General features: G+C 63.2%; 19 protein-coding genes. 15 read left to right on the top strand and 4 right to left on the bottom strand.

Translation table 11 applies throughout. From position 1 onward, the window contains the following. The first annotated feature begins 7 nt into the window (after positions 1-7). Genes ACR30Z_RS00255 through ACR30Z_RS00245 form a run of 3 tightly spaced genes read left to right on the top strand, consistent with a single transcriptional unit; the run spans position 8 to position 2969 of the window. Positions 8-781: a lysophospholipid acyltransferase family protein gene (locus tag ACR30Z_RS00255; RefSeq protein WP_144649597.1), complete on the top strand. Its 774-nt coding sequence runs from the start codon at positions 8-10 to the stop codon at positions 779-781. After that, on the top strand, positions 778-1830 hold the full coding sequence (locus tag ACR30Z_RS00250; protein ID WP_434370891.1) for an NAD(P)H-dependent glycerol-3-phosphate dehydrogenase: 1053 nt from the start codon (positions 778-780) through the stop codon (positions 1828-1830). Before ACR30Z_RS00255 ends, ACR30Z_RS00250 begins: the two co-directional genes overlap by 4 nt. Further along, positions 1830-2969 carry a D-alanine--D-alanine ligase family protein gene (locus ACR30Z_RS00245; protein WP_144649593.1) on the top strand — a complete coding sequence of 380 codons (1140 nt, stop codon included), beginning with the start codon at positions 1830-1832 and terminating at the stop codon, positions 2967-2969. The genes ACR30Z_RS00250 and ACR30Z_RS00245 overlap by 1 nt, the downstream gene beginning before the upstream one ends. Positions 2970-2973: 4 nt before the next feature. On the opposite strand, the gene ACR30Z_RS00240 is transcribed toward ACR30Z_RS00245, so the two are convergent. After that, a complete protein-coding gene (locus ACR30Z_RS00240) occupies positions 2974-3483 on the bottom strand; it encodes a DUF3515 family protein (protein WP_144649591.1) in 510 nt (169 codons plus the stop codon). Between the two features lie 122 nt (positions 3484-3605). Here ACR30Z_RS00240 and ACR30Z_RS00235 point away from each other — a divergent pair, with 122 nt between their 5' ends. The 4 genes from ACR30Z_RS00235 to rsmD are packed head-to-tail and all read left to right on the top strand — an operon-like array spanning position 3606 to position 8533. Further along, positions 3606-4619, top strand: a complete 1014-nt coding sequence (locus tag ACR30Z_RS00235) for a thiamine-phosphate kinase (RefSeq protein ID WP_434370889.1) — start codon at positions 3606-3608, stop codon at positions 4617-4619. Between the two features lie 22 nt (positions 4620-4641). Continuing rightward, positions 4642-5688, top strand: coding sequence for a DAK2 domain-containing protein (locus ACR30Z_RS00230; protein WP_144650026.1), 1047 nt, complete (start codon positions 4642-4644; stop codon positions 5686-5688). Then, positions 5678-7933, top strand: a complete 2256-nt coding sequence (locus tag ACR30Z_RS00225) for an ATP-dependent DNA helicase RecG (RefSeq protein ID WP_144649587.1) — start codon at positions 5678-5680, stop codon at positions 7931-7933. The genes ACR30Z_RS00230 and ACR30Z_RS00225 overlap by 11 nt, the downstream gene beginning before the upstream one ends. A 33-nt stretch (positions 7934-7966) precedes the next feature. Continuing rightward, entirely contained in the window at positions 7967-8533 is a 567-nt protein-coding gene (gene rsmD / locus ACR30Z_RS00220) for a 16S rRNA (guanine(966)-N(2))-methyltransferase RsmD (protein WP_434370888.1), read from the top strand. Between the two features lie 13 nt (positions 8534-8546). Here the strand turns inward: rsmD and ACR30Z_RS00215 are convergent, their stop codons facing one another. After that, positions 8547-9206 (bottom strand): spermidine synthase, encoded by a 660-nt coding sequence (locus tag ACR30Z_RS00215; protein WP_434370886.1) that lies wholly within the window; start codon positions 9204-9206, stop codon positions 8547-8549. Between the two features lie 128 nt (positions 9207-9334). After that, a complete protein-coding gene (locus ACR30Z_RS00210) occupies positions 9335-10579 on the bottom strand; it encodes an aminotransferase class I/II-fold pyridoxal phosphate-dependent enzyme (protein WP_144649582.1) in 1245 nt (414 codons plus the stop codon). Positions 10580-10614: 35 nt separating this feature from the next. Between ACR30Z_RS00210 and coaD the strand changes: the two genes are divergently transcribed. The 8 genes from coaD to ACR30Z_RS00170 all read left to right on the top strand — a co-directional run bounded on the left by coaD (position 10615) and on the right by ACR30Z_RS00170 (position 16975). Next, on the top strand, positions 10615-11115 hold the full coding sequence (coaD, locus tag ACR30Z_RS00205; protein ID WP_144649580.1) for a pantetheine-phosphate adenylyltransferase: 501 nt from the start codon (positions 10615-10617) through the stop codon (positions 11113-11115). 166 nt (positions 11116-11281) lie between these two features. Continuing rightward, a complete protein-coding gene (locus ACR30Z_RS00200; protein ID WP_144649578.1) occupies positions 11282-11809 on the top strand; it encodes a YceD family protein in 528 nt (175 codons plus the stop codon). 33 nt (positions 11810-11842) lie between these two features. Further along, on the top strand, positions 11843-12046 hold the full coding sequence (rpmF, locus tag ACR30Z_RS00195) for a 50S ribosomal protein L32 (RefSeq protein ID WP_011775139.1): 204 nt from the start codon (positions 11843-11845) through the stop codon (positions 12044-12046). 23 nt (positions 12047-12069) lie between these two features. Further along, positions 12070-12780: a ribonuclease III gene (gene rnc / locus ACR30Z_RS00190; protein ID WP_144649576.1), complete on the top strand. Its 711-nt coding sequence runs from the start codon at positions 12070-12072 to the stop codon at positions 12778-12780. 3 nt (positions 12781-12783) lie between these two features. After that, the gene (gene mutM, locus ACR30Z_RS00185) at positions 12784-13749 is read left to right on the top strand and encodes a bifunctional DNA-formamidopyrimidine glycosylase/DNA-(apurinic or apyrimidinic site) lyase (RefSeq protein ID WP_434370882.1); all 966 of its coding nucleotides are present in this window, start codon (positions 12784-12786) and stop codon (positions 13747-13749) included. Positions 13750-13923: 174 nt separating this feature from the next. Beyond that, a complete protein-coding gene (locus ACR30Z_RS00180) occupies positions 13924-14640 on the top strand; it encodes a hypothetical protein (protein ID WP_434370880.1) in 717 nt (238 codons plus the stop codon). Between the two features lie 8 nt (positions 14641-14648). Further along, positions 14649-15950 (top strand): MFS transporter, encoded by a 1302-nt coding sequence (locus tag ACR30Z_RS00175; RefSeq protein WP_434370878.1) that lies wholly within the window; start codon positions 14649-14651, stop codon positions 15948-15950. Beyond that, positions 15947-16975, top strand: coding sequence for a TolB family protein (locus tag ACR30Z_RS00170; protein ID WP_434370876.1), 1029 nt, complete (start codon positions 15947-15949; stop codon positions 16973-16975). Before ACR30Z_RS00175 ends, ACR30Z_RS00170 begins: the two co-directional genes overlap by 4 nt. Before the next feature lie 11 nt (positions 16976-16986). Here ACR30Z_RS00170 and ACR30Z_RS00165 read toward each other — a convergent pair whose 3' ends face one another. After that, a complete protein-coding gene (locus tag ACR30Z_RS00165; protein WP_434370874.1) occupies positions 16987-21897 on the bottom strand; it encodes a DUF4082 domain-containing protein in 4911 nt (1636 codons plus the stop codon). Positions 21898-22165 lie beyond the last annotated feature (268 nt).

The raw sequence follows: 22165 nt of genomic DNA, 5'->3' as shown, positions 1-22165 counted from the left end.
GGATCCTTTGAAGGAATCGGCCAAGAGCCGTGCCACGTTCGTGCTGTTGGCGGGCCTCGCGCGCCCACTCATGAACCTCCTGATGAACAAGAAATGGGAGGGCATCGAGAAGCTTCCAGCCGGTGGCTTCATCGCAGTGCCCAACCACTGCACAGAGATCGATCCTGTGGTGGTAGGCCACATGGTGTACAACCAGAAGCGGCCACCGCACTTCCTCGCGAAGGCGGGTCTTTTCAAGGTCCCCGTCCTGGGAGCCCTGCTGCGCGCAACCAAGCAGATTCCGGTGGAACGCTCGACGGCGGGAGCGAACCGCTCGCTGCAAGTGGCCAAGGAGGTGGTGGACGCCGGTGGCGCCATCATCATCTACCCGGAGGGAACCCTCACCAGGGATCCCGACCTCTGGCCCATGAAAGGCCACACGGGAGCTGCCCGCCTGGCCCTGCAGACGGGCGCGCCAGTGGTCCCTGTGGCCCATTGGGGCGCGCATGAAGTCTTCCCGCGGTATGCCAAGCGCTTCCATGTGTTTCCGCGTAAGACGGTCCGGGTCCTTGTCGGGGAGCCCGTGGACCTGAGTGCCTTCGCTGACCGACCCCTGGACCGGGCGACGTTGACTGAGGCCACGGACGTGATCATGGACGCCATCACAGACCTCTTGGCGACACTTCGCGGTGAAGCTGCACCGGCTGAGCGCTGGGACCCGGCCGTGCACAAACAGTCCAAGCACGGCCGCTTCGTTGACGGGACATCCCCTGATGCGCAGCAACCGGAGGACGGCAAGTGACGGTGCTCGAAAACCCAGGCTTTGTTCCTGCGACCGTAGCTGTCCTCGGAGCAGGATCGTGGGGCACTACTTTTGCCAAGATCCTCGCCGACGCGGCGGCAGCTTCCGGCGCCGAACGCAGCATCCGGATCTGGGGACGGCGCGCAGAAGTCGTGGAGCAGATCAACTCCATGCACCGCAATGAGCAATATTTGAAAGACATCGAACTTCCGGTATCCGTTACGGCATCGATGGACGTGGCGGAGGTGCTGAGGGACGCCGGCTTGGTGGTCCTCGCCGTGCCGGCCCAATCCTTGAGGCCGCAGCTGGGTGAATGGAAAACCTTGCTCGCACCCGATGCTGTGGTGGTGTCCCTGATGAAGGGCCTTGAGTTGGGCACCGACGCCAGGATGAGCGAAGTCATCGCCCAGGAACTGGGTCTTCCTGAATCACGTGTGGCCGTTGTGTCCGGGCCCAACCTCGCGATGGAAATTGCGCGGGAGCAACCGACGGCGTCGGTGGTAGCCTGCAGCGATGCAGACACGGCGGCTGCCATAGCCCTGTGCTGCACTGCCCCCTATTTCCGTCCTTACACCAGCACCGACGTTGTGGGGGTGGAGATCGGTGGGATCGTCAAGAACGTGATCGCGCTTGCCGTGGGTATCTGTGAAGGCCGCCAGATGGGGGACAACACCAAGGCCTCAGTGATTACCCGTGGGCTCGCCGAGACCTCGCGCCTGGCCTTGGCACTCGGCGGGGAGGCCCACACCATGGCCGGCCTGGCTGGCCTCGGCGACCTCGTGGCCACCTGCTCCTCCGCCCTCTCGCGAAACCACACTGCGGGCCGGTTGCTCGGCGAGGGACTCACCCTGGAACAAGTGGCCGAAAACATGACCCAGACCGCCGAGGGCATCAAGTCCGGCCCTGCCGTGCATGAGCTCGCTGGCAAGTTGAATGTTGAAATGCCCATCACAGCAGCCGTTGTTGCGGTGCTTGAAGGCAGAATGTCCGTTGATGACCTGGGGCCACGACTACTGGCCCGGGCACTGAAGTCCGAAGGCGACTACTGATAGTGACTGAAGAAACTACTCCTGTTGCAGGCAGCCGTCCCCGGGTTGCGATCCTCTTTGGCGGGCGTTCCAGTGAACACGCCGTCAGCTGTGTCACCGCGGCCGGCGTCATGGGGGCCATCGACAAGAACAAGTACGAGGTGATTCCCATTGGCATCGCCAAGTCGGGGCAGTGGGTTTTGGCCTCGGGCGACACCAGCCAGTGGTCCTTGAGCTCTGCGGCGCTTCCTGAAGTTGCGCCGTCGGGCAGGACCGTCACCCTGGCGGAGGTGGGTGGCGAACACCAATTGATCGTCACCGAGCCCAACGCCGTTCCCCAGGAACTCGGTTCCGTGGACGTGGTCTTCCCGCTGCTGCATGGGCCGTGGGGCGAGGACGGAACCATTCAGGGCCTCCTCGAATTGTCCGACACCCGATATGTGGGCGCCGGAGTGCTGGCCTCTGCAGTCGGCATGGACAAGCACTTCATGAAGGTAGTCTTCGAATCCGCTGGACTGAGCGTTGGCCCGTACATCGCTGTGACGGACCGCGAATGGGTTACTGACGCCGAGGCCGTCCGGAAGCGTGTGGACAAGCTTGGCTTTCCGGTGTTCGTCAAGCCGGCCCGTGCCGGTTCATCCATGGGAATTTCCAAGGTGGACTCGCTGGAAGGGCTGGACGCTGCCATCGAGGAAGCCCGGCGCCATGACCTCAAGCTGGTCATCGAGGCGGGCATCGTGGGCCGCGAGATTGAGTGTGCCGTCCTTCAGGGGCGTGGCACAGACGCACCACGCACCTCAATGCCCGGTGAAATCGCGGTAGCGGCCGGTGAGCACCAGTTCTATGATTTCGCCGCCAAGTACGTGGAAGATGGTGCCGCAGCATTGAGCTGTCCGGCTGACATGCCGGATGAAGCAATAGCCCGGGTGCGGGAACTGGCTGCTGTGGCCTTCGACGCCGTGGGAGCAGAAGGCCTGAGCCGCGTGGACTTCTTCTACACGCCTGCCGGCGACCTGGTGATCAACGAAATCAACACCATGCCTGGCTTCACGCCCAAGAGCATGTACCCGCAGATGTGGGCGGCCTCGGGACTGGCTTACGGTGATCTGATCGATGAACTGATCCACTTGGCGCTGACCCGAAAAACGGGCCTGCGCTAACGCACTATTGCGTGGTTGGCAGGTTTTGCAGGTCTTCTTGGCCTACACACTTGCCGGTCGCCTTGATCTTGCCCACCGCGGCTGCAAGCTCGGTGAGGACCGTCGCCGAGCTGATGTTGGCCGCCTCCAGCTTGACCGGATCGATCAGGATTTCCGTCGCCGGCTCGCGGCCGAACGTCGTCAAGGTGTAGACGGGGTCGCCTTCCTTGATGACCCAGTCGATGTCATTGACGCTCACGCAGCGGTCAGTGGTGGGTCCGGGAACATTAACGCCGCAACGGAGGATGACCTGGGATGGATCGCCCCAGGCGGCTGTCGCCTGGCTGTTGGTCTTGCGGAGGGCGGCGTCGCCGATCTGATCCGGCAGGGCCACCATCATGGGGGCACAGGCAGGATTCGCGGCGTCCGCCGCGGCCGTGACGTCTACAGCTGGGGAGCAAGCCGACAATACGAGGACGGATGCGGCAGCCATGGAAACGGCCAGAGCAGTCCGGCGGAGGGTCTTTCGGTGCATCCATCCAGCCTATCCCGCATGCGCTCCCGGGCAGATTCGCGTAGCCCCGGTCACATTCCCGCCAAGGCCCAGCCGATGGAACGCGGCATTATCCTGTCGGTGGATCGCGATAGCGTAGAGCCGTGCCCGCAGAACAGTTGACTGTCCAAGACCTTTCGGAGTCCGAGCTCCTCGCCCGGATCTTTCCGCGCCTGAACCACAGCCCCGGCGTCCTGCTGGGGCCCGGCGATGACGCGGCCCTGATCGCAGCGCCCGATGGCCGGACGCTGATCTCCATCGACACCCAGACCCAGGACCAGGACTTCAGGTTGGACTGGAACAACGGCTACCAGACCAGTGGCTATGACGTTGGCTGGAAAGCCGCTGCTCAGAACCTCAGTGACATCAATGCCATGGGCGGCAGCGCTACGTCCCTTGTCGTCAGCCTGACCATGCCGCCCGTTACACCTGTGGAGTGGGTCGAAGCGTTCGCTGACGGCCTCACAGCGGCCATCATTGCCCTGGGCGCCCCGGACTGTTCAGTAGCCGGGGGAGATCTCGGCAGGGGTCGTGAGCTCGCGGTGACGGTCGCCGTCGTCGGAACCCTTGACGGGTTGGCACCTGTGCTGCGTTCCGGGGCGAAACCCGGCGACACCATAGCGGTGGCAGGGACGCTGGGCCGGGCGGCGGCCGGCTGGGCCCTGTTGGAAAGCGATATTCAGATGGACAGCCTCAGCAGCGAGCTGAGGGGCTTGGTGGAAAGCCAATGCCGCCCTGTTCCTCCACTGGCGGCGGGCCCTGCGGCCGCGCGTGTGGGTGCCACTGCGATGCTGGATATTTCCGATGGCCTGCTTCGCGATGCCGGCCGACTTGCCGGGGCAAGCGATGTGGTCCTGGATTTCGATCCCGTGGCACTGAAGGTTCACGCTCTTCCGCTGGAACCGGCGGCCGCACGGCTGGGCGTGGACGCCATGCCGTGGGTGCTTGGTGGGGGAGAGGACCACGGACTGCTTGCCACCTTCCCAGCAGGAATTCAGCTGCCGCAGGGCTTCACTGCGATAGGCTCAGTTCAAGCCGTTGTCGAGCCGCCAGGCAGCGGCGTCCGGATTGCCGGGCAAGCTGCTGACACCGTTGGATGGGATCACTTTGCAGACTAAGATCGCCGCGAATGCGCACGCCATGAAGCGTTGGCTCGGCAAGGCAGAGGTGGTCCTCGGGAACCATAGCGACCGCCTCAACGCGATCAACATTTTCCCCGTCGCTGACGGCGATACCGGCACCAACCTGTACCTCACCGTTCGGGCAGCGGTTGCCGCCCTGGGCGGGGCTTCGCCCGAGACTGCCGAAACCGGCAATGACGTAGGCGGCCTGCTGTCCCGCGCCGGGCAAGCGGCCATGGAGCAAGCACGAGGTAACTCGGGCACCCTGTTCGCCGTTTTTCTGTGTGCTGCCGCGGAGCCGTTGGCCGGCAAGTCCCGCCTGAGTGCCCCACTGCTTGCCACCGCACTGAACAGGGCCCAGATCCGGGCTTGGTCTGCGCTGAGTGAACCAGTAGCCGGAACCATGCTCTCCGTCCTGGAAGCGGCTGCGCACGCGGCCCAGGCTGTGGACGCAGCCCAGAGCGGAGACGACAGCAACCATGCGCTGGGCCTCTCGCTGGACGCCGTGGTGGAAGCGGCCTACCAAGCCGTGGTACGCACAGAGGATGAACTCGCCCAACTTCATGAAGCGCACGTTGTGGATGCAGGTGGCGTGGGCATGCTGCTGGTGCTTGACTGCCTTCGCTCGGCCGTCCTGGGAGAGGAACTCCAAGACGAACTCCTGGATGGCCTGCACGGCTACAAGCTGCAGGATCCCCATATTCATGAGCACATGCCTGCCGACGACGGAGTGGAAGTCATGTGCACCATCAGCCTGTCGCCCTTGAACGCGGCCATCCTCCGCCAACGGCTGGACGAGATGGGCGATTCCGTGATCATGAGCCAAGTGGGTGGCGCCCAAAGCCAGGATGACGATGACGAATCCACAGTGGAAGCCAGCTACCGTTGGCGTGTCCATGTCCACGTCCCGGACCCGGAGCCGGCCGTCGCGCTGATACGTTCGCTGGGAGAACCCACGGATATCGCCGTCAGCCAATTGGCCGTACCCAGCGGCGCTTCCACGGAAAGAACTTCCCCTGGTATCGACGATCCCAGCGTTACAGGCCAGTCACGGCATGAATACTGAGCTGGAACTGCCCCTCGAGCGCAGGATCGGCAAGCGGTCGGCAGCTGTCATCGAAAAGCATCTGGGCCTCAAAACGGCCGGAGCTTTGCTGAATTATTTCCCACGCCGATATTTGAGCCGCGGTGAACTGACACCCATCAGCAACCTCCCGTTGGATGAAGAAGTCACGCTGATTGCACGCGTCCTGTCCAACAGCACGCGCCAAATGCGGGCCCGGCGGGGTTCCATCACGGATGTCGTGGTGACCGACGAGGCCGGCGGAAGCGGCGTTCCCGGCACTTTGAAGGTGAGCTTCTTCAACGGGTTCCGGGCCAAAGCAGAACTCCTCGCTGGTCGCAGGGCCATGTTCTCGGGCAAAGTGACCCGCTACGGAGGAGCCCTCGGCCTGACCAATCCGGATTTCCTGCTGCTGGACGAGGACCCTGAGGCTGAGGGCTCAGTGGATCCCGAAAAGCTCGCCGCCATGCCCATTCCCGTTTATCCGGCAACGGCCAAGCTCACCAGTTGGTCCATCCATAAAGTCATCACAGCCTTGCTCCAAACCCTGGACTTGGATGCCTTGGAGGATCCTCTACCAGCCAGCATTGTCCGCCGGGACGGGCTGCTCAGCGTCGCCGAAGCTTACAGGCTGATCCACTCACCGGAGGTTGCCAAGGATTGGCAGCAGGCCCAGCAGCGCTTCCGCTACCAGGAAGCCCTGGTCCTGCAAACTGCCCTGGCTCGCCGTCGTGCCCAGCTTGCGGCCGAGGAAGCTACTGCCCGCCGGCCGCGCAACGGGGGGTTACTCAGCAAGTTCGATCAAAACCTGCCGTTCACTCTGACTGCCGGCCAATCCGCCGTCGGAAAGACCCTCGCTGAGGAACTGGGCCGGGACAATCCCATGAACAGGCTGCTCCAGGGAGAAGTAGGTTCCGGAAAGACCATTGTTGCCCTCCGCGCCATGTTGCAGGTAGTGGATGCCGGTGGACAAGCCGCCCTCCTGGCACCCACCGAAGTCCTGGCCGCCCAGCATTTCGATTCGATCCGCCGGACCCTTGGGCCGCTCGCTCGGGACCACATGTTCGGTGGTGCGGGCATGCTTGGCGGTGACGGCGCACAGGAAGCCGTGCAGGTGACGCTGCTGACGGGTTCCATGCCCACCGCGGCGCGCAAGCAGGCGATGCTGGATGCAGCCTCCGGAAATGCCGGAATCGTCATAGGCACGCATGCTTTGCTCAGCGACAAAACGAGTTTCCAGGATCTTGGCCTGATTGTGGTGGACGAGCAGCACCGTTTTGGCGTGGAACAGCGTGACGCCCTCCGGGCCAAGGCCCAGCGGCCGCCTCATTTGCTGGTGATGACAGCCACCCCTATCCCGCGCACGGTGGCAATGACAGTCTTCGGCGACCTTGAGACCTCCATCCTTGACGAGCTTCCCGCCGGACGGGCACCCATCTCCACGCATGTGGTGGGGCTCGCTGAAAATCCCGGCTGGGTGGACCGTATCTGGAAGCGGTCCCGCGAAGAAGTCGAGTCGGGCCATCAGGTCTATGTGGTGTGCCCCAAGATCGGATCGGACGACGACGGTGACTTCAGTCCGGGGGAAGCGGAACCAACCGACGCCGACCTCGCTGACGAAGGTGGGGCGCGGGAGCTCGCATCGGTGACTGCCGTCGTCGAGAACCTCCTCCAGGAGCCGTCCCTGTCGGGTGTCCCCGTGGCGCCGCTTCATGGCCGTCAGGACCCGCAACTAAAGTCCGACACCATGGCCTCGTTCGCGTCCAATCAGACCAAGGTGCTGGTTTCCACCACCGTGATCGAGGTGGGAGTGGATGTCCACAACGCCACCTTGATGGTGATCCTGGACGCCGACCGCTTTGGAATCTCGCAGCTCCATCAGTTGCGTGGCCGGGTGGGGCGTGGTGGATTGCCGGGCACCTGCCTGCTGGTAACAACGCTGGAGCCGGGGCACCCCAGCCGGCGGCGGCTCGAGGCTGTCGCTTCAACCACCGACGGTTTTGAGCTGTCCCAGGAAGACTTGAAGCTCCGCAGGGAAGGCGACATTCTGGGTGCTTCCCAGTCCGGCGGACGCTCGACGCTCAAGTTGCTTCGCGTTCTGGAGCACGAGGACATCATCGCGCGCGCACGTACTGACGCCCAAGGCCTGGTGTCCCAGGATCCTGCCCTGGAGCACCAGCCGGCCCTGGCTGCCGCAATAGACGAATACTTGAACCCTGAAAAGGAGGCGTTCCTTGAACGCGGATAGAGATCTACGGTTGCACACAAAGGACGACTACCTGTGAGCCGTATCATCGCCGGAGTGGCTGGCGGTAACCCGCTGACCAGCGTCCCCGGAACAGCTACACGGCCCACTACCGATCGGGTCAAAGAAGCGCTTTTTTCCCGTCTGGAATCCTTGGCAGTCATCGCAGACGCGCGGGTCCTGGACCTTTACGCGGGATCGGGCTCCCTGGGAGTCGAGAGCGCCAGCCGGGGTGCCCGGAGTGTGGACCTGGTGGAGTTCGATGCCAAGGCCAGCGATATCTGCCAGCGAAATGCCGACATGGTGAACCAAATCCTCTCAGCTAAGAAGGTGTCGGTTCATCGCTCCAAAGTGGAGTCCTTCCTGGAGCGGGCGGGCAACCAGGACATGTGGGACCTGGTCTTCCTGGATCCGCCTTATCCCCTGGATGAGCCAGCGCTCAGTGCCGTCCTCGCCAAGTTGGCGCCGCACCTGGACGAGGCCGCCGTGGTGGTCGTGGAGCGGAGTTCCCGCAGCCCCGAACCTGAATGGCCTGAGGCCTTGGAGTGTTTCGCTGACAAAAAGTACGGCGAGACCAAGCTGTGGTTCGCGGAACCGGCGTAGTCTTTGATGCTGCCTAACCGGTGATCGGGTCCAGGTCCACGCCGGTCAGCACCGCCGCCGGATGCGGGCCGCGGGCCAGTAGTTCAGCCGTCCACTCCGAGGGCCACGCAGTGCGGGTGCCCACCAGGATGATGTTGCCCGGGTAGCGTCCCGCGAACATTCCCGTTTCCGCGAAGGCCGCGACATCCGGCATCGCCTGACGCAACGCAGCAACCTGGCTGCGTACGAGCGTCAGCGCAGGTTCATCGCCCACGTTGACGATCAGGACTCCATCAGGACCCAGCCTCGCTGCCGCCTCCTCGTAGAACTCCCTGCACGCGATGTGGGCCGGAGCCTCCGGCCCGGAGAAGATATCGAGGATCACGACGTCGAACATCACTTGTGCCGGTAGGTCGGTCAAGGCGTCGCGGGCGTCGCCGATGTGCGTGGTCAATGTGGTGCCCGTCGGCATGGGCAGATTGTGGAGGACGAAGTCCAGGAGCTCGCGTTCAAGTTCAACGGCGTATTGTTCCGATCCCGGACGTGTGGCTTGGATGTAACGCGCAAGCGTCAGTGCCCCGGCCCCGAGGTGCAGGGCCCTCAGGGGTTTGCCCGGTTCTGCCGCAAGGTCCACTACATGCCCGATCCTTCGCAAGTACTCATAGAAGATCTCCGCAGGATCAGCCAGGTTCACGTGCGACTGCTCGGCTCCGCCAATACTGAGGATGAAGCTCCCCTCGATGAGCGAGTCCGCGTCGATGCTGGCGTGCTGCCCGGTAGTCCGGAGGAAACGGGTGGCATGGTGGCCGGAGCCTGGGGGGTTCAGAGTCGGTCCTTGAGTGTAGCGAGGCGTGCGGCGGCTTCTTCCAGGACATCAATCTTTTTGCAGAAGGCAAAACGCAGCAAGCTGCGCGTCCGTTCGGCTCCCTCAGGGTGGCAGAAGACGGGCACGGGGATGGCTGCCACTCCAACGAGTCCCGGCAGCCGCCGGGCGAGGTCGACTGAGTCGCGGATGCCCAGGGGCGCGGTGTCGACGTTGATGAAGTAGGTGCCCCTCGGGTTATAGACCCCGAAACCGGCAGCACGCAGGCCTTCGGCAAGGATATCGCGCTTGTGGCGGAGGGTTTGGGCGATGCCGGTATAGAACTCATCGGGAAGTGCGAGCCCCACCGCAATGGCGCTCTGGAAGGGCGTGCCCGAACTGTACGTCAGGAATTGCTTCACGGTGCGTACGGCGGCAACCAAGTGTTCAGGCCCGCTGAGCCAGCCGATTTTCCAGCCCGTGAAGGAAAACGTCTTTCCGGCGGAAGAGATCGTGATGGTGCGTTCGGCAGCGCCCGGTAAGGAAGTGATCGGGATGTGCGGTACGCCGAATGTCAGGTGCTCATACACTTCGTCGCTGACGATCACGGCGCCGTACTTTGCAGCGAGTTCCACGATCTTCGCCAGGACGTGCTCCGGGAACACGGCGCCGGTGGGATTGTGCGGATTGTTCAGGAGGACAACCTTGGTGCGGTTGCTGAAGGCGTCCTCCAATGCTGCAAGGTCCGGCAGGAAATCCGGGGCGAGCAGGGGAGCAGTAACGTGCCTGGCTCCGGCCATGCCAATGATGGCTCCATAGGAGTCATAGAAGGGCTCAAAGGTCAGGACTTCGTCTCCGGGTTGGACCAAGGCGAGCAGCGTGGCTGCGATGGCTTCTGTTGCGCCCGTGGTGATCAGGATTTCAGTGTCCGGGTGAGGAGCCAGTCCATAGAATCGCTGCTGGTGTGCGGCCACCGCTTCCCTCAGCGCGGGGATTCCCTTGCCGGGGGCGTATTGGTTGGCCCCTGCCGCGATGGCGTCCTGGGCGGCCGCCTTGATCTCGGCGGGGCCGTCTTCATCCGGAAACCCTTGACCCAGGTTGATGGCACCCGTGGAGATCGCCAGGGTGGTCATCTCCTCGAAGATGGTCACACCCAATTCGCCGTCGGGCGACAACAGATTGGCTCCGAGGGCCGCCCGTTGCCATGGTGCGGCGATGCTGGTTTCAGTGGAGGGGCTGCGGCCTGCGGATGACATGTGAGCCATGGTATCCCGGCAAAGCTATGGGGTAGGTTCGACTCATGAGACGCGCGGTATGCCCTGGATCCTTTGACCCCATCCACAACGGACATCTCGAAGTCATCGCCCGGGCCGCCGGCCTGTTCGACGAAGTCATCGTGGCCGTGTCCACCAATTACGCCAAGAAGTACCGGTTCAGCCTCGAGGACCGTATGGAGATGGCTCGCGAAACCTTGGCCTCCCTGCGCGGCATCATCGTGGAGCCTATGGGTGAAGGGCTGCTTGCCGAGTACTGCCGCCACCGCGGCGTCTCGGCGATCGTCAAGGGCCTCCGCTCGTCGTCGGACTTTGACTACGAACTGCCAATGGCCACCATGAACCGTCAGTTGACCGGCGTCGAAACCGTGTTCCTTCCGGCGGAAGCGCACTACGTGCACCTTTCCTCCACCTTGATCAAAGAGGTCAATGTCCTGGGCGGAGATATCTCCGATTTCGTCCCCAAATCGGTCCTGAAGAGGCTCCTCGCGGGCGAGCCGCCAACCGAAGGGTCCCGTAAGGGGTAGGCTTGACAGGTACCTTGCGCCTTTATGCAGAGTTCCAAGCCGAAACCCCACCGTGTATCTACGCGCGCCCGGCGTCGGTTTGAGTCCTCAAGCGTGATCAGGCTAAGATGGTACGTCGGTCATATGTTCTACAGGAGTTCTCATTAAGCGAGATGCAAGTTCGCCCTTGGCGCTGGTAGTCAAGGACCTTGGACGTAGTCCAGGGACCATGCGGACACTCAACGAGCATGTACCTGCGCCAAGTGACCTTGGTGTGGCGCTCATTGGCGTAAAGGAAGGCTCGGACATCGAGCTGGATCTTCGTCTTGAGGCCGTACACGAAGGAATTCTGGTATCCGGATCCGCAATCGTCGAAGTAACAGGCGAATGCGGGCGATGCCTGGATCCCCTTGCGTATGACCTTGAGGTCAATGTGCAAGAACTTTTCTTCTACGAAGGCGTTGAGCTTTCGGGCGAAGAAGACGATGAAGAGCAACGTCGAGTCGAGTACGATCTAATCGATCTTGAGCCGGTGTTGCGGGACGCAGTTGTCACTATGCTGCCGTTCCAGCCGGTGTGCCGGGAAGACTGCCAGGGTCTGTGCTCCGAATGCGGAGCGCGCCTGGAAGACGAGCCGGGGCACCACCACGAGGTCATTGACCCTCGCTGGGCTGCCCTAGCTGATCTGGCTAAGACTGACCGGCAAACCGATTAGTAAGTGTTCGTCTAAGAGAGAAATGAGATAGCCGTGGCTGTTCCCAAGCGGAAAATGTCTCGCGCAAATACACGCGCCCGCCGTGCCCAGTGGAAGGCAACTGCCCCCAACTTGGTCAAGACCATCGAAAACGGTCAGGTTACCTACAGCCTGCCGCACCAGGCAAAGGTCGTCACTGACTCTGCCGGCACCGCGCTGTTCCTTGAATACAAGGGCCGCAAGGTCGCAGACGCCTAATCTGCCGTACAGGCTGACTAAGGATGTCTTCAACTGAAGAGCTTCTGAAGCGTCTCGGTGTCTCCATTGACACCGAGACGCTTCGTCTTGCTCTCACACATCGCTCATACGCGTATGAGAACGGCGGGATTCCCACCAACGAGCGCCTTGAGTTCCTCGGCGACTCCATCCTGGGATTCTCCGTCACCGATTCTCTTTACCGTGAGAACCCCTCGCTGCCTGAAGGTGAACTCGCCAAGCGGCGTTCCGCCGTCGTCAGTACGCGCGCCCTGGCCGGAATCGGACGCGAGATCGGCGTCGGCGAGTTCATTTACCTCGGGCAAGGCGAGAAGCTCACCGACGGCAAGAACAAAGCCTCCATTTTGGCTGACACCATGGAAGCGCTGATTGGTGCCACTTATCTGTCAAACGACATCGAGACCGCACGCCAACTGGTCATGCGCCTGGTGGGCCCGCTCCTGAAGGACGCAGGCGCCCTCGGAGCCGGGACTGACTGGAAGACGAGCATCCAGGAACTGACGGCCAGCCGCCAGCTGGGAGCCATCCACTATGCAGTGGAAGGCTCAGGGCCGGACCATGCCCGCACTTTCGAAGCAGTGCTGAACATCGGCGGCACCCCTTACGGCCGCGGCTCGGGACACTCCAAGAAGGAAGCGGAACAGGAAGCTGCCGCTGATGCCTGGCGTGCCCTGACTGCGTTGGATACCACCCCGACTGGTCCGGCATCCGCTTGATCCATGCCTGAGCTTCCCGAGGTAGAAGTGGTCCGCCGTGGCCTGGCGCGTTGGGTCCGTGGCCGGACCATCACCGGCGTGGACGTCCTGGACCCGCGCTCCATCCGACGCCATGTCCTCGGAACAGAAGACTTCGTTGGGAACCTCGAGCACGCCACAGTGCTGGACGTTGTCCGTCGAGGCAAGTTCCTGTGGATGCCACTGGCCATGGCCGCTCCCTTCGAGACCACAACCCGTGCCGGGGAATTACCCAAGGTTGCACTCATGGCACATTTGGGCATGAGCGGCCAGCTGCTGCTGCAAGACCCCGCAGTGCCGGACGAGAAGCACCTGAAGGTCAGAATCACCCTCAGCCCCGCGGACGGTATGCCGGAGCAGCTGCGGTTCGTGGACCAACGCATCTTCGGTGGTCTCTTTGTCACGTCCTTGGTGCCCACTGCCGACGGCGGCCCTGGCGGCTTGGGCGAAACGCCCCTGCCGGAGATCGCAGAAGAGGCCTCCCATATTGCCCGGGATCCGCTGGACCCCTTCTTCTCCTTCGAAGCGTTTTACCGGAAAGTCAAGAACCGGAAAACAGGCCTTAAGCGGGCTCTCCTGGACCAAGGGGTCATTTCCGGCATCGGCAACATCTATGCTGACGAGGCCTTGTGGAGGGCACGCCTCCACTATGCCAGGGCGACAGACACCTTGCGCCGTGCCGATGCAGAGCGGCTCGTGGAGTCCGCGAAGGATGTCATGAATGCTGCGCTGGCTGCCGGGGGGACCAGTTTCGATTCCCTCTACGTGAACGTCAACGGCGACTCCGGGTACTTCGCCCGCTCGCTTAATGCCTATGGACGAGCAGGCGAACTCTGCGGACGCTGCGAAGCGGTGGGCCTGCACAGCATCATTAAACGGGAACAGTTCATGAACCGTTCCTCCTATACCTGCCCGGTGTGCCAGCCACGGCCGCGGAATGGACGTTGGTAGCGCCAAAACTGTTCCGGATTCCGGATCGCAATGGCAGACTGTCCCCATGAAACGCTCGGCGCTTCGAATCGCCATCGGAAGGGCTAACGCCACCACATCGTGGGGGGCGTCAGTTCTCACTGTGGTCCTTCCGGAAGCGACCGCTTGCCAGCCGGTCGCCGGTCCAGGACTGACATGATGGCGCGGCGGCTGGTCATTGCAGGCATCTGCCTCGCCGTGCTCATCGTCGCCGCGGCAATAGTCCTTGACCAGATGGCGGGAAGACCAGGCAACACCTCCGCCCAGAGTTCGTCGTCCTCCGGGCCCAGCAGTTCCTCGAGCGCTCCCGCGTCGGGCAGTGCTACCCCCAACGGCGCCGGTGCTCCAACGCCCGGCAGTCCGTCGTCGGGCCTTGAAGGCGGCAGCGGAGATGGCGGCAGCGGCGAGAGCGGAAACGGCGGCCCGTCTACCGCCAAACCGCTCGAAGTCCTCCCGCCCGTAACAGCTACCCCTACAGGCCTGCCGGAACCCGCACCGCCTGCGCCGCTCATCACCGGCGACCTGCCCCAGGCCGGTACGGCCTCCGGAGAGATGGTGGACGGCTGGCCTGCCGACATTGTGTCCTTACCGCCCGGGGCCACCATTGGCTCAACGTCGGTGTCCACCTCCGGCAACGTCCTCCAGGTATCTGCGGACGGAATCATCGCCAAGCCGCAGTCCGAGGTGTTGGGGTCCTTCCGGCAATCCCTGGTATCCCACGGATTTTGGTCCGAGACCGCCCCCGCCGCGGAAGGCGCAGTAGCTGAAAGGTTCGTTCGTGGTACGGACACTGTGACTGTTTCCGTCTCGACGACAGGGACCGGGGCCTCGCGCTTCCAGCTTTTGGGCAGCCTGCACACGACGGCGGACTAGGGGCAACGGTGTACATCTCACTCTCAGACCGCGGCGGCGGAAAACGGGACAAGTCCCTGGCGGCGCAAACGGCACTATCAAGCGAAGTGCCGTTCCGTTTGTCGCCCGTCATCCTGTGGCTGGGAATCGTGAGCATGGTGACGGATGTTTCCTCTGAATCGGTCACGGCGATTCTTCCGCTGTACGTGACAGGTTTCCTGGGACTGTCCACCATCGCCTTTGGGTTCATTGACGGCATCAACCAGGGCGCCAGTGCGATCGTCAGGATTGCTGCCGGCTGGGCTGCCGACCGCACCGGCCACCCTAAGCGGATTGCGCTGGCGGGCTACGGTCTGTCCATGCTTGCCAGGATCGGTTTCCTGTTCGCGGGAGGATTTTGGGCTATCGCGGCCATCGTGACCGGTGACAGGATCGGCAAGGGCATCCGCACAGCACCACGGGACGCCCTCATCTCGGTTTCTGCCCAGCCCGAACATTTGGCCCGATCATTTGGCGTCCACAGAATGTTGGACAACATTGGGGCTGCGGCAGGGCCGTTGATTGCCTTCTTCGTCCTGTTGATGATTCCCAACGGGTTCAGCACAGTGTTTGTGGTTTCGCTCGCCTTCGCGGTGATCGGTGTGGCTGTCCTGGCCTTGGTGGTGCCGGACATTCGTGCCCACGGCTTGAAAAGTTCCGAGGCCGGTGGGAACCGACGACTTTTCGCTTTCTCCTGGAGCCACTTGAAGGAACCGGGCCTGGGTAAGCTGCTGATCGCCGCCGGCCTCTTGGGCTTGGTGACCATAGGCGACGGCTTCATCTACCTGGTGCTGCAGGCGAGGGATTCTTTCGCCGTTCAGTGGTTTCCCTTGCTGTTCGTGGGCACCAATGTGGTGTTCCTGGCGCTGGCGATTCCTCTGGGTCGTTTGGCTGACCGGGTGGGCAAGGTCCCGGTGTTCGTGGGTGGCCACATCGCGCTGCTCGCCACCTACCTCCTGGCCGCTGCACCATTTGGGGGCCTGTGGGCGACCACGGGCTGCCTCATCCTGCTGGGTGCTTTCTACGCTGCCACTGATGGCGTCCTGGCCGCCTTGGCCAGCCAACTGACACCGCCGGGGAAGCTTGCCACCGGAATTGCTTCGGCCCAGACGGTGGTGGCGCTGAGCAGGATGACCGCCTCTGCGGGCTTTGGCGTCCTGTGGTACGCCGTGGGCGCGCCGACGGCCATGCTCGTGGCGGCCGCGTTGTTGGCGTGCGCCGTGGTGGCTGTCGCCTTCATCCTGCGGGCAGCCAAGGTTGCGGCCGGCCAGGATACGAATGGCGGGGCATGAGCGGAACGTTGATTGCGGGAAAGGCCCGGTGGGGCATCCTGCTCGCCGTCACCGCCCTCGTCCTGGTGGCAGCCGGGATCTACGCGGTTGGCGCCTACCAGCGTTTCGAGGAGAGCCGGACCTCTGCGTCTTCCGTAGGTGTCTCCGCTGGCCAGGGGCTTCCGACGGTGCCGTTCGTGCTTTTCCGGAACACGGCGTCGGGCCAAGGCTATGGCAACGCGGCAACAGTGCCTCTGTCCGCTCCCGGGGGGACTCGGGCGGTCAGTGAACAAGAGTGCGACCGCGTGTACGGGACTCCGGAAACGGTGGTGTGCCTCAAGACAAACCGGGGCCTGGTGACGGCTTTCGAAGCGGCTGTGTTGAACAGCGACTGGCAACCCCAGCGGTCATGGCCCGTCCCGGGCATACCCAGCCGGACTCGGATCAGTCCGGACGGTTCCATGATTGCCACCACGGTGTTCGTGTCAGGGCACTCGTACGCCACGGCAGGGTTCTCCACGGCTACCGAGATCAGCCTTCCGGGTGGGACTTCCGGGAACCTGGAGGATTTCGCTTTGATGGTGAACGGCGAGCGGTTGATGGCAACGGACCGGAATATTTGGGGAGTAACATTCGTGCCGGGCAACAGTGACGCCTTCTATGCCACCGCCGCGTCCTCAGGGCGCATTTGGCTGGTGAAAGGGAGCCTGTCAAACAAGACTCTGACAGCTGTCCACGACAATGTGGAGTGCCCGTCCATCTCGCCGGACGGCACCCGCATCGCCTACAAGAAGAACGACGGCGGCGCGCTGGCTGCCCATTGGAAGGTCGCTGTGCTTGACCTCGCCACGGGACAGGAAACGGTCTTGTCAGAGAAGCGCAGCGTGGACGACCAGATCGAATGGCTGGACAACCAGAACCTGCTCTACGGCCTGGCAGATGACGCTGCGGCGGGGGACAGCAACATCTGGAAGCTCGGAACCGATCCCGGATCGCAGCCGGGCCTGTTCATCGCCCATGCGTGGTCACCCAGCGTCGTGCGCTGAGCCCGGCTGTGTCAGCAGAGCCCGAGCAACCCGCAGAGCAACCCACCGGACGATGACGGGCTCGGGGATGGGCTCGGCGACGGGCTCGGGGTTGGCGTTGCAGTGGCGGTTGCCGTCGCTGTTGGGGTCGGTGTTGGCGTAGGCGTAACTGTGGGAGATGGAGCCGGCGCAGCCTGTTGTTGGGCCGCGACGGTGGTGGAGTACACCACGTCCACGAAGTAATTCGTGGCGTTCCAGGAGTTGGCTGGCATGACCCCGCCGGAGCCGTACCGATAGCGGCCGTTGTTCGGGCCGGAGGCCGTGAACACCCCGCTGGTCCACGTTTGGTTGAAGAAGCCCGACGTGTAGGAATAGCGGCCGTTGGGGGCCCTGTACGAGACAACGTAGGTTTGGCCCGTTACCAGGGCCACCGGAGAGGACAAGGTTGCCGTCTGCCAGCCCGTGGCTGTTTCGTTGGTGAAGGTGACTTGGGCGAGGCGGGTGCCCGCCGAATTCCAGAGCGAACCCACATGGGTACCGGTATTTCCGGCCCCTTTGTAGAAACGGATTCCGGTCACATTCCCTGCCTGCGACACAGTGAAGGCAGTCCCAAGTTCCACGGGCATGAAGTCGGACGCGGAAACTATCTGGGGAGTCAGCGATCCGAAGATCGTGGACAGTTGCACTTTGGGGGCGGCTGTGGTGAATTGCCAGGTGGTGGTGGGAAGGGTCTGTCCTTGCTGGGACACAACATTCGTCACGTTGGCCGTTACCACCGTGCTGGCGGGCAGCGCCGCTGTTGGGGTGAAAGTGATGGAGCGGTTGTCCGCAGACAGTGCGGCAGTGCCGGCCACAGCGCTGCCGTTGGCCGTCAACGTGAACGAGGCACCGGATTGGATGGGGGAAGAGAACGTGATGGATGGCTTCACGTCCGCGGGGATACCCGTGGCGCCGGGGGCCGGAACCTGCTCCGAGACCGTCAACGGTGGTGTGGCCGTAGCGAAGACCACATCCACCAGGTAGCTGGCGGTGGACGCGGAATTCGGGAAGTCACTGTTGTAGGCGAAAGCTCCGGAGTCCGCCGCAGTACGCAGCGGCCCGCTGGTGAAGCCCTCGCCGAATCCGCCGGCAGTGTAGGAGTATTTGCCGGTGGGCGCCTTATAGGCCATCACGTACTCGGTGTCGGCCTCGATGGTCACGGGCTGGCTGAACGATGCCGTCTGCCAGCCGACGCTTGACTCGTTGGTGAAGGTCACGGTGGCCAGGAGTTGTCCGGTCGACGTGAACAGGGAACCGGTGTGCGTTCCTGTGTTGCCGGCCGCCTTGTAGAAGCGGACGCCGGTAACTTGCCCGGCGGTATCACTGGCGAACCGGACACCAAGGGCCAGCGGGACGCCGTCGTTGGCGTCGGGCGTCGTGGGGGTCACGGTGTCCTGGTACAAGGTGCAGGGGCACACGCCCGGAGTCCTCGGCGCCGGAACCGTGGTGAACGTCCACGTGCTGCCTCCCGACATCGGCTGTCCGGACACCGAATTCGCAGTGACCGTGGCCGTGTAGGAAGTTCCCGCCGCGAGCGGAGCAGCAGGTGTGAAGGTCACCTTGCGCGTTGCCTGGTCGTAAGTGGTGGACCCTGCCACTGCCGCGCCATTGGTTATCTTTACTCCCAGGGTGACGCTGGATGCCACTGCGGCCTCCGACAGAACGCCACTCACAGCGGTGCTGAGGGGAACGCTGGACGCATTCGGCAGCGGTGACTGGGAACCTACAGTGAACGGCGTGTTGGGAACTGTGACCACAACATCCACGAGGTAGCTTGCCGTAGACCGGGAGGCGGCAAAGTCTCCGCTGTAGGTATAAGCACCGGCATCCGACGCAGCCCGCAACGGACCAACGCTCATGCCTGAACCGAATCCATTGGCCGTGGCTGAGTAAGTCCCGGTCAGTGTCTTGTAGGACACGATGTACTCGGTGTTCGCAGCCATCTGGACCGGCTGGCTGAACATTGCCGTCTGCCATCCGGAGGCGCTCTCATTGGTGAACGCCACGGTTGCCAGTTGCTGCCCGGAAGCCGTGTACAGGGCGCCGTTGTGGGTGCCCGTATTTCCTGCCGACTTGTAGAAGCGCATGCCAATCACTTCACCCGCCGAGACACTGGAGAACCTCACCCCGAGGGTCACAGGAACGCCCTCACGAAGCTCGGCAATGCCGGGTGTCACGGAGTCGTCGAACAGGCTGCACGGGCAGGCGCCGGGTACAGGCAGCGTTGCAGCCGTCGTGAAGGACCAGGTCCCGCCGGCAGTCACGGGTCCGCCGATCGAATCGGTCCCGGACAGCGTGGCCGTGAATTGGGTACTGAACGCAAGAGCGTTCGACGGCGTGAACGTCGCCCGCCGCGTGGCGGCATCGTAAGCTGTCGTGCCTGCAACGGGACCCGACGGCGACTGCAACGTCAGCTGGACGCTGGCCGCAGTGACGGGCTTGGAGAAGACAGCGCTCACCTTGGTATTGACGGACACGCTGGACGACGACGGGAACGGCGTGTGGCCGGACACGGTCATCGGCGTGCTGTCCACCGTGCTGAAGAGTGCGTCCGCGAAGTAATTGCCACCGTTGTAGCTGGTGGTGGGGAAGCTTTGGGATGTCGCATAGACACCGGCTGGCTCAGCCCCGAAACCTCCAGCCACTTTCAGGGGCGCATCGGTCGAACCAAAGCTGGCCCACTGGTGGTCCTTGCTGGCGTAGTGCCCGTTGGGCGCCCAGTAGGAAACCGTGTATTTCTGTCCTGCCGCTACGGGCACGGCCTGGCTGAACAAGGCCGTCTGCCACCCGGATGCGGTCTCGTTGGTGAACGTGGTGGTGGCAAGGCGCTCGCCGGTGGAGCTCCACAAGGAGCCGGTGTGGGTTCCTGTGTTTGCCGTGCTCTTGTAGAAGCGGACGCCTGTGATGAAACCGTCCACTGAAGGTGTAAAGCGTAAGCCCATTTCGTAAGCGCCGCCGTCACCGGAGTCCTTGACCACCGGCACCGTTTGGCCGAAGACGCTGTAGGGGCCGCTGAGGGTCAGGTTCCTGGTCACGGCGGTTCCGATGTTGGCGCTGTCATCAATGGCGCGCGCCTGGATGGTCGCCGTGGCGAGGCCCTTCTGGATATAGGTGTAGGTCCAGCTCGACTTACCTTGCGCGGGGTGCCATGTGGCCCCGCCATCGGTAGACACTTCCACGCCGGCCACAACGCCGCCCACGTCGGTGGCCGTCCCGGTCACGGTGACGCTGCTGCCGTGGGCCACGGTGGCTCCGTTGGCAGGAGCGGAGATGGCCGCAGTGGGCTTGGTCGTGTCGGTGCTTGCGACGGCTGCCACCAGTCCTGCGGCCCTGGTGGCAGGCTGCGCACCCATATCGGCGAGGATGTTGACCTGCGCTTGCCGCATGCGGGCGTCGGCCGGTGCGCCATCGCCGTCGTGCTCCTGGTCCAGGCCCCATGTCCACTGAACGCTGCCCGCGGAGAAGACCAGCGCACCACTTGCGGCCCGGTAGAGGGTCACATTGTGGGTGGTGCTTCCCGGGGCCACTGTATTACCGAAATCCTGCAGGTACTCCGGGACGTTGCCCACCGTGGTGGACAGCCGGATGAGCCCTGCCGGCCGGAAGCCGTTGTCCAGGTCCTCGTTGGACTCGTACCCCACGGTATGCGGCGCCAAGGCTGCCGACGAACCGGCCGGCAACGATGCCAGGGAAGTATTGCGCCATAGCCTTGTCTTCCCTTCGTCCGCCTTCACCGTCACGGGAAGGTCCGAGTGGTTGGACATATAAAGGGTCCCCGTCAGGCCGTTCTCGGGCAGGCCTCCGCCGTTGGCTTGGGAGGCGAATCGGGGATCACGCCAGGTGCCCGTCCACTGCGTGCTGGGATCGATCTTGGCGTTTCCCCAGGTTTCCTTGTAGCAGGTCAGCGTCCGATTGGCGGCCCCGTCCACTGTGGAGGGCTCGAACCGGGTCCGCCAGTACATCTCGTTGCCCGAAAGGAACTGGAGGTTTACGCCTGCGTCCCGGGCGGCCGTGACATTTGCCCGTTGAGGGCCCGACCAGTACTCATCGTGCCCCACGGACAGAAACACCTTATGGTTCAGCAGCTCCGCACCGTTGCGGTCGGTATCAAGGCCGCTGATGTAGCTGACGTCGTAGCCGTTCTGCTCAAGGAACCGCACCATGGGGTACTCGTTGGAGAAGTAGAAGTCCCTGCCCCCCGGACCATCCCGGGTTGCCATTGGGCGGTTGTAGCTGACCTTGTAGGACCGGCCGTTCGCGGCTCCCTGGTAAAAGTCCGAGCCGCCATAGGTGTTGTACGCCTGCCAGGTCTGGTCCGCAGTCTGGAAGACGACGGCGGAACGGTTTCCGTCGTTGCGCACGATAAACGTGATGTGGCTCTTGGCCCCGGTGTCGGGGCGCCTGAGCAAGGCAATGTACACCCCTGACACAGCAGTGGCCGGCACCTGCCACGTTGCAGACACCGCCCAGGTACCGCAGTCATAAAGTTCCGTGGTCAGGTCACTCCGGCACGCCGGTTGGTTCTGGCGCAGGACCGACGGCGTGACGTCCGCGATCTTCCGGGCTCCGTTGCCCGCGTACCAACCGGTGCGATAGATCGCTATGGTGTAGCTCGGCGCGGTGGTGTCCACCTTGAAACGGATGGGCTGACCGGCATTGACGCTGATCTCGGTGGAGAAGCCTTGGATACTGTCGTCGCCCGCCCCGTTGATGTCCCATTCGGAAGGGGGACTTCCGGTCTTGGAGTTCTCGCAGGCGACAAGGTTCACCACAGGATCGCAGGGACCCGCCGCGACCGCCGCTGGTGCGGTGAGGGGCAAAAGCGCTGCCACTGTTGCGATCACCAGGGGCACAAGGAAGCCCTTGAGGGTTCGCTGGGGTTGGGTAGCTGAAGGACCGGGCATCAGAACTCCTGGAGTGGTACGCCAATTGCTTAGACGAGACCGCCCTTTAAGAGCACGGTCCCTGCTTGCCGCTCCCCAGCCAGGGTCAAACCAAGATCTTCAGTTATGCATCACAGGGTTGTGCACTTGGATTCTCGTTCCGAAGATCGGGACCGGATCCGGCAGCGACTGAACAAAAATTCCCGTCGTCGCCGGATCACCAGAACGAATAGGCCAAGTAGCCCTTGGCAGGAGTGTAGGGGTGCGGCCTGCCACCCGCAAGGCGTTC

The organism is Paenarthrobacter sp. FR1 (assembly GCF_051106045.1).
Taxonomy (GTDB): domain Bacteria; phylum Actinomycetota; class Actinomycetes; order Actinomycetales; family Micrococcaceae; genus Arthrobacter; species Arthrobacter nitroguajacolicus_A.
Note: the sequence above shows the minus strand (reverse complement) of the source record. Positions and strands in the feature narration are given on the sequence as shown.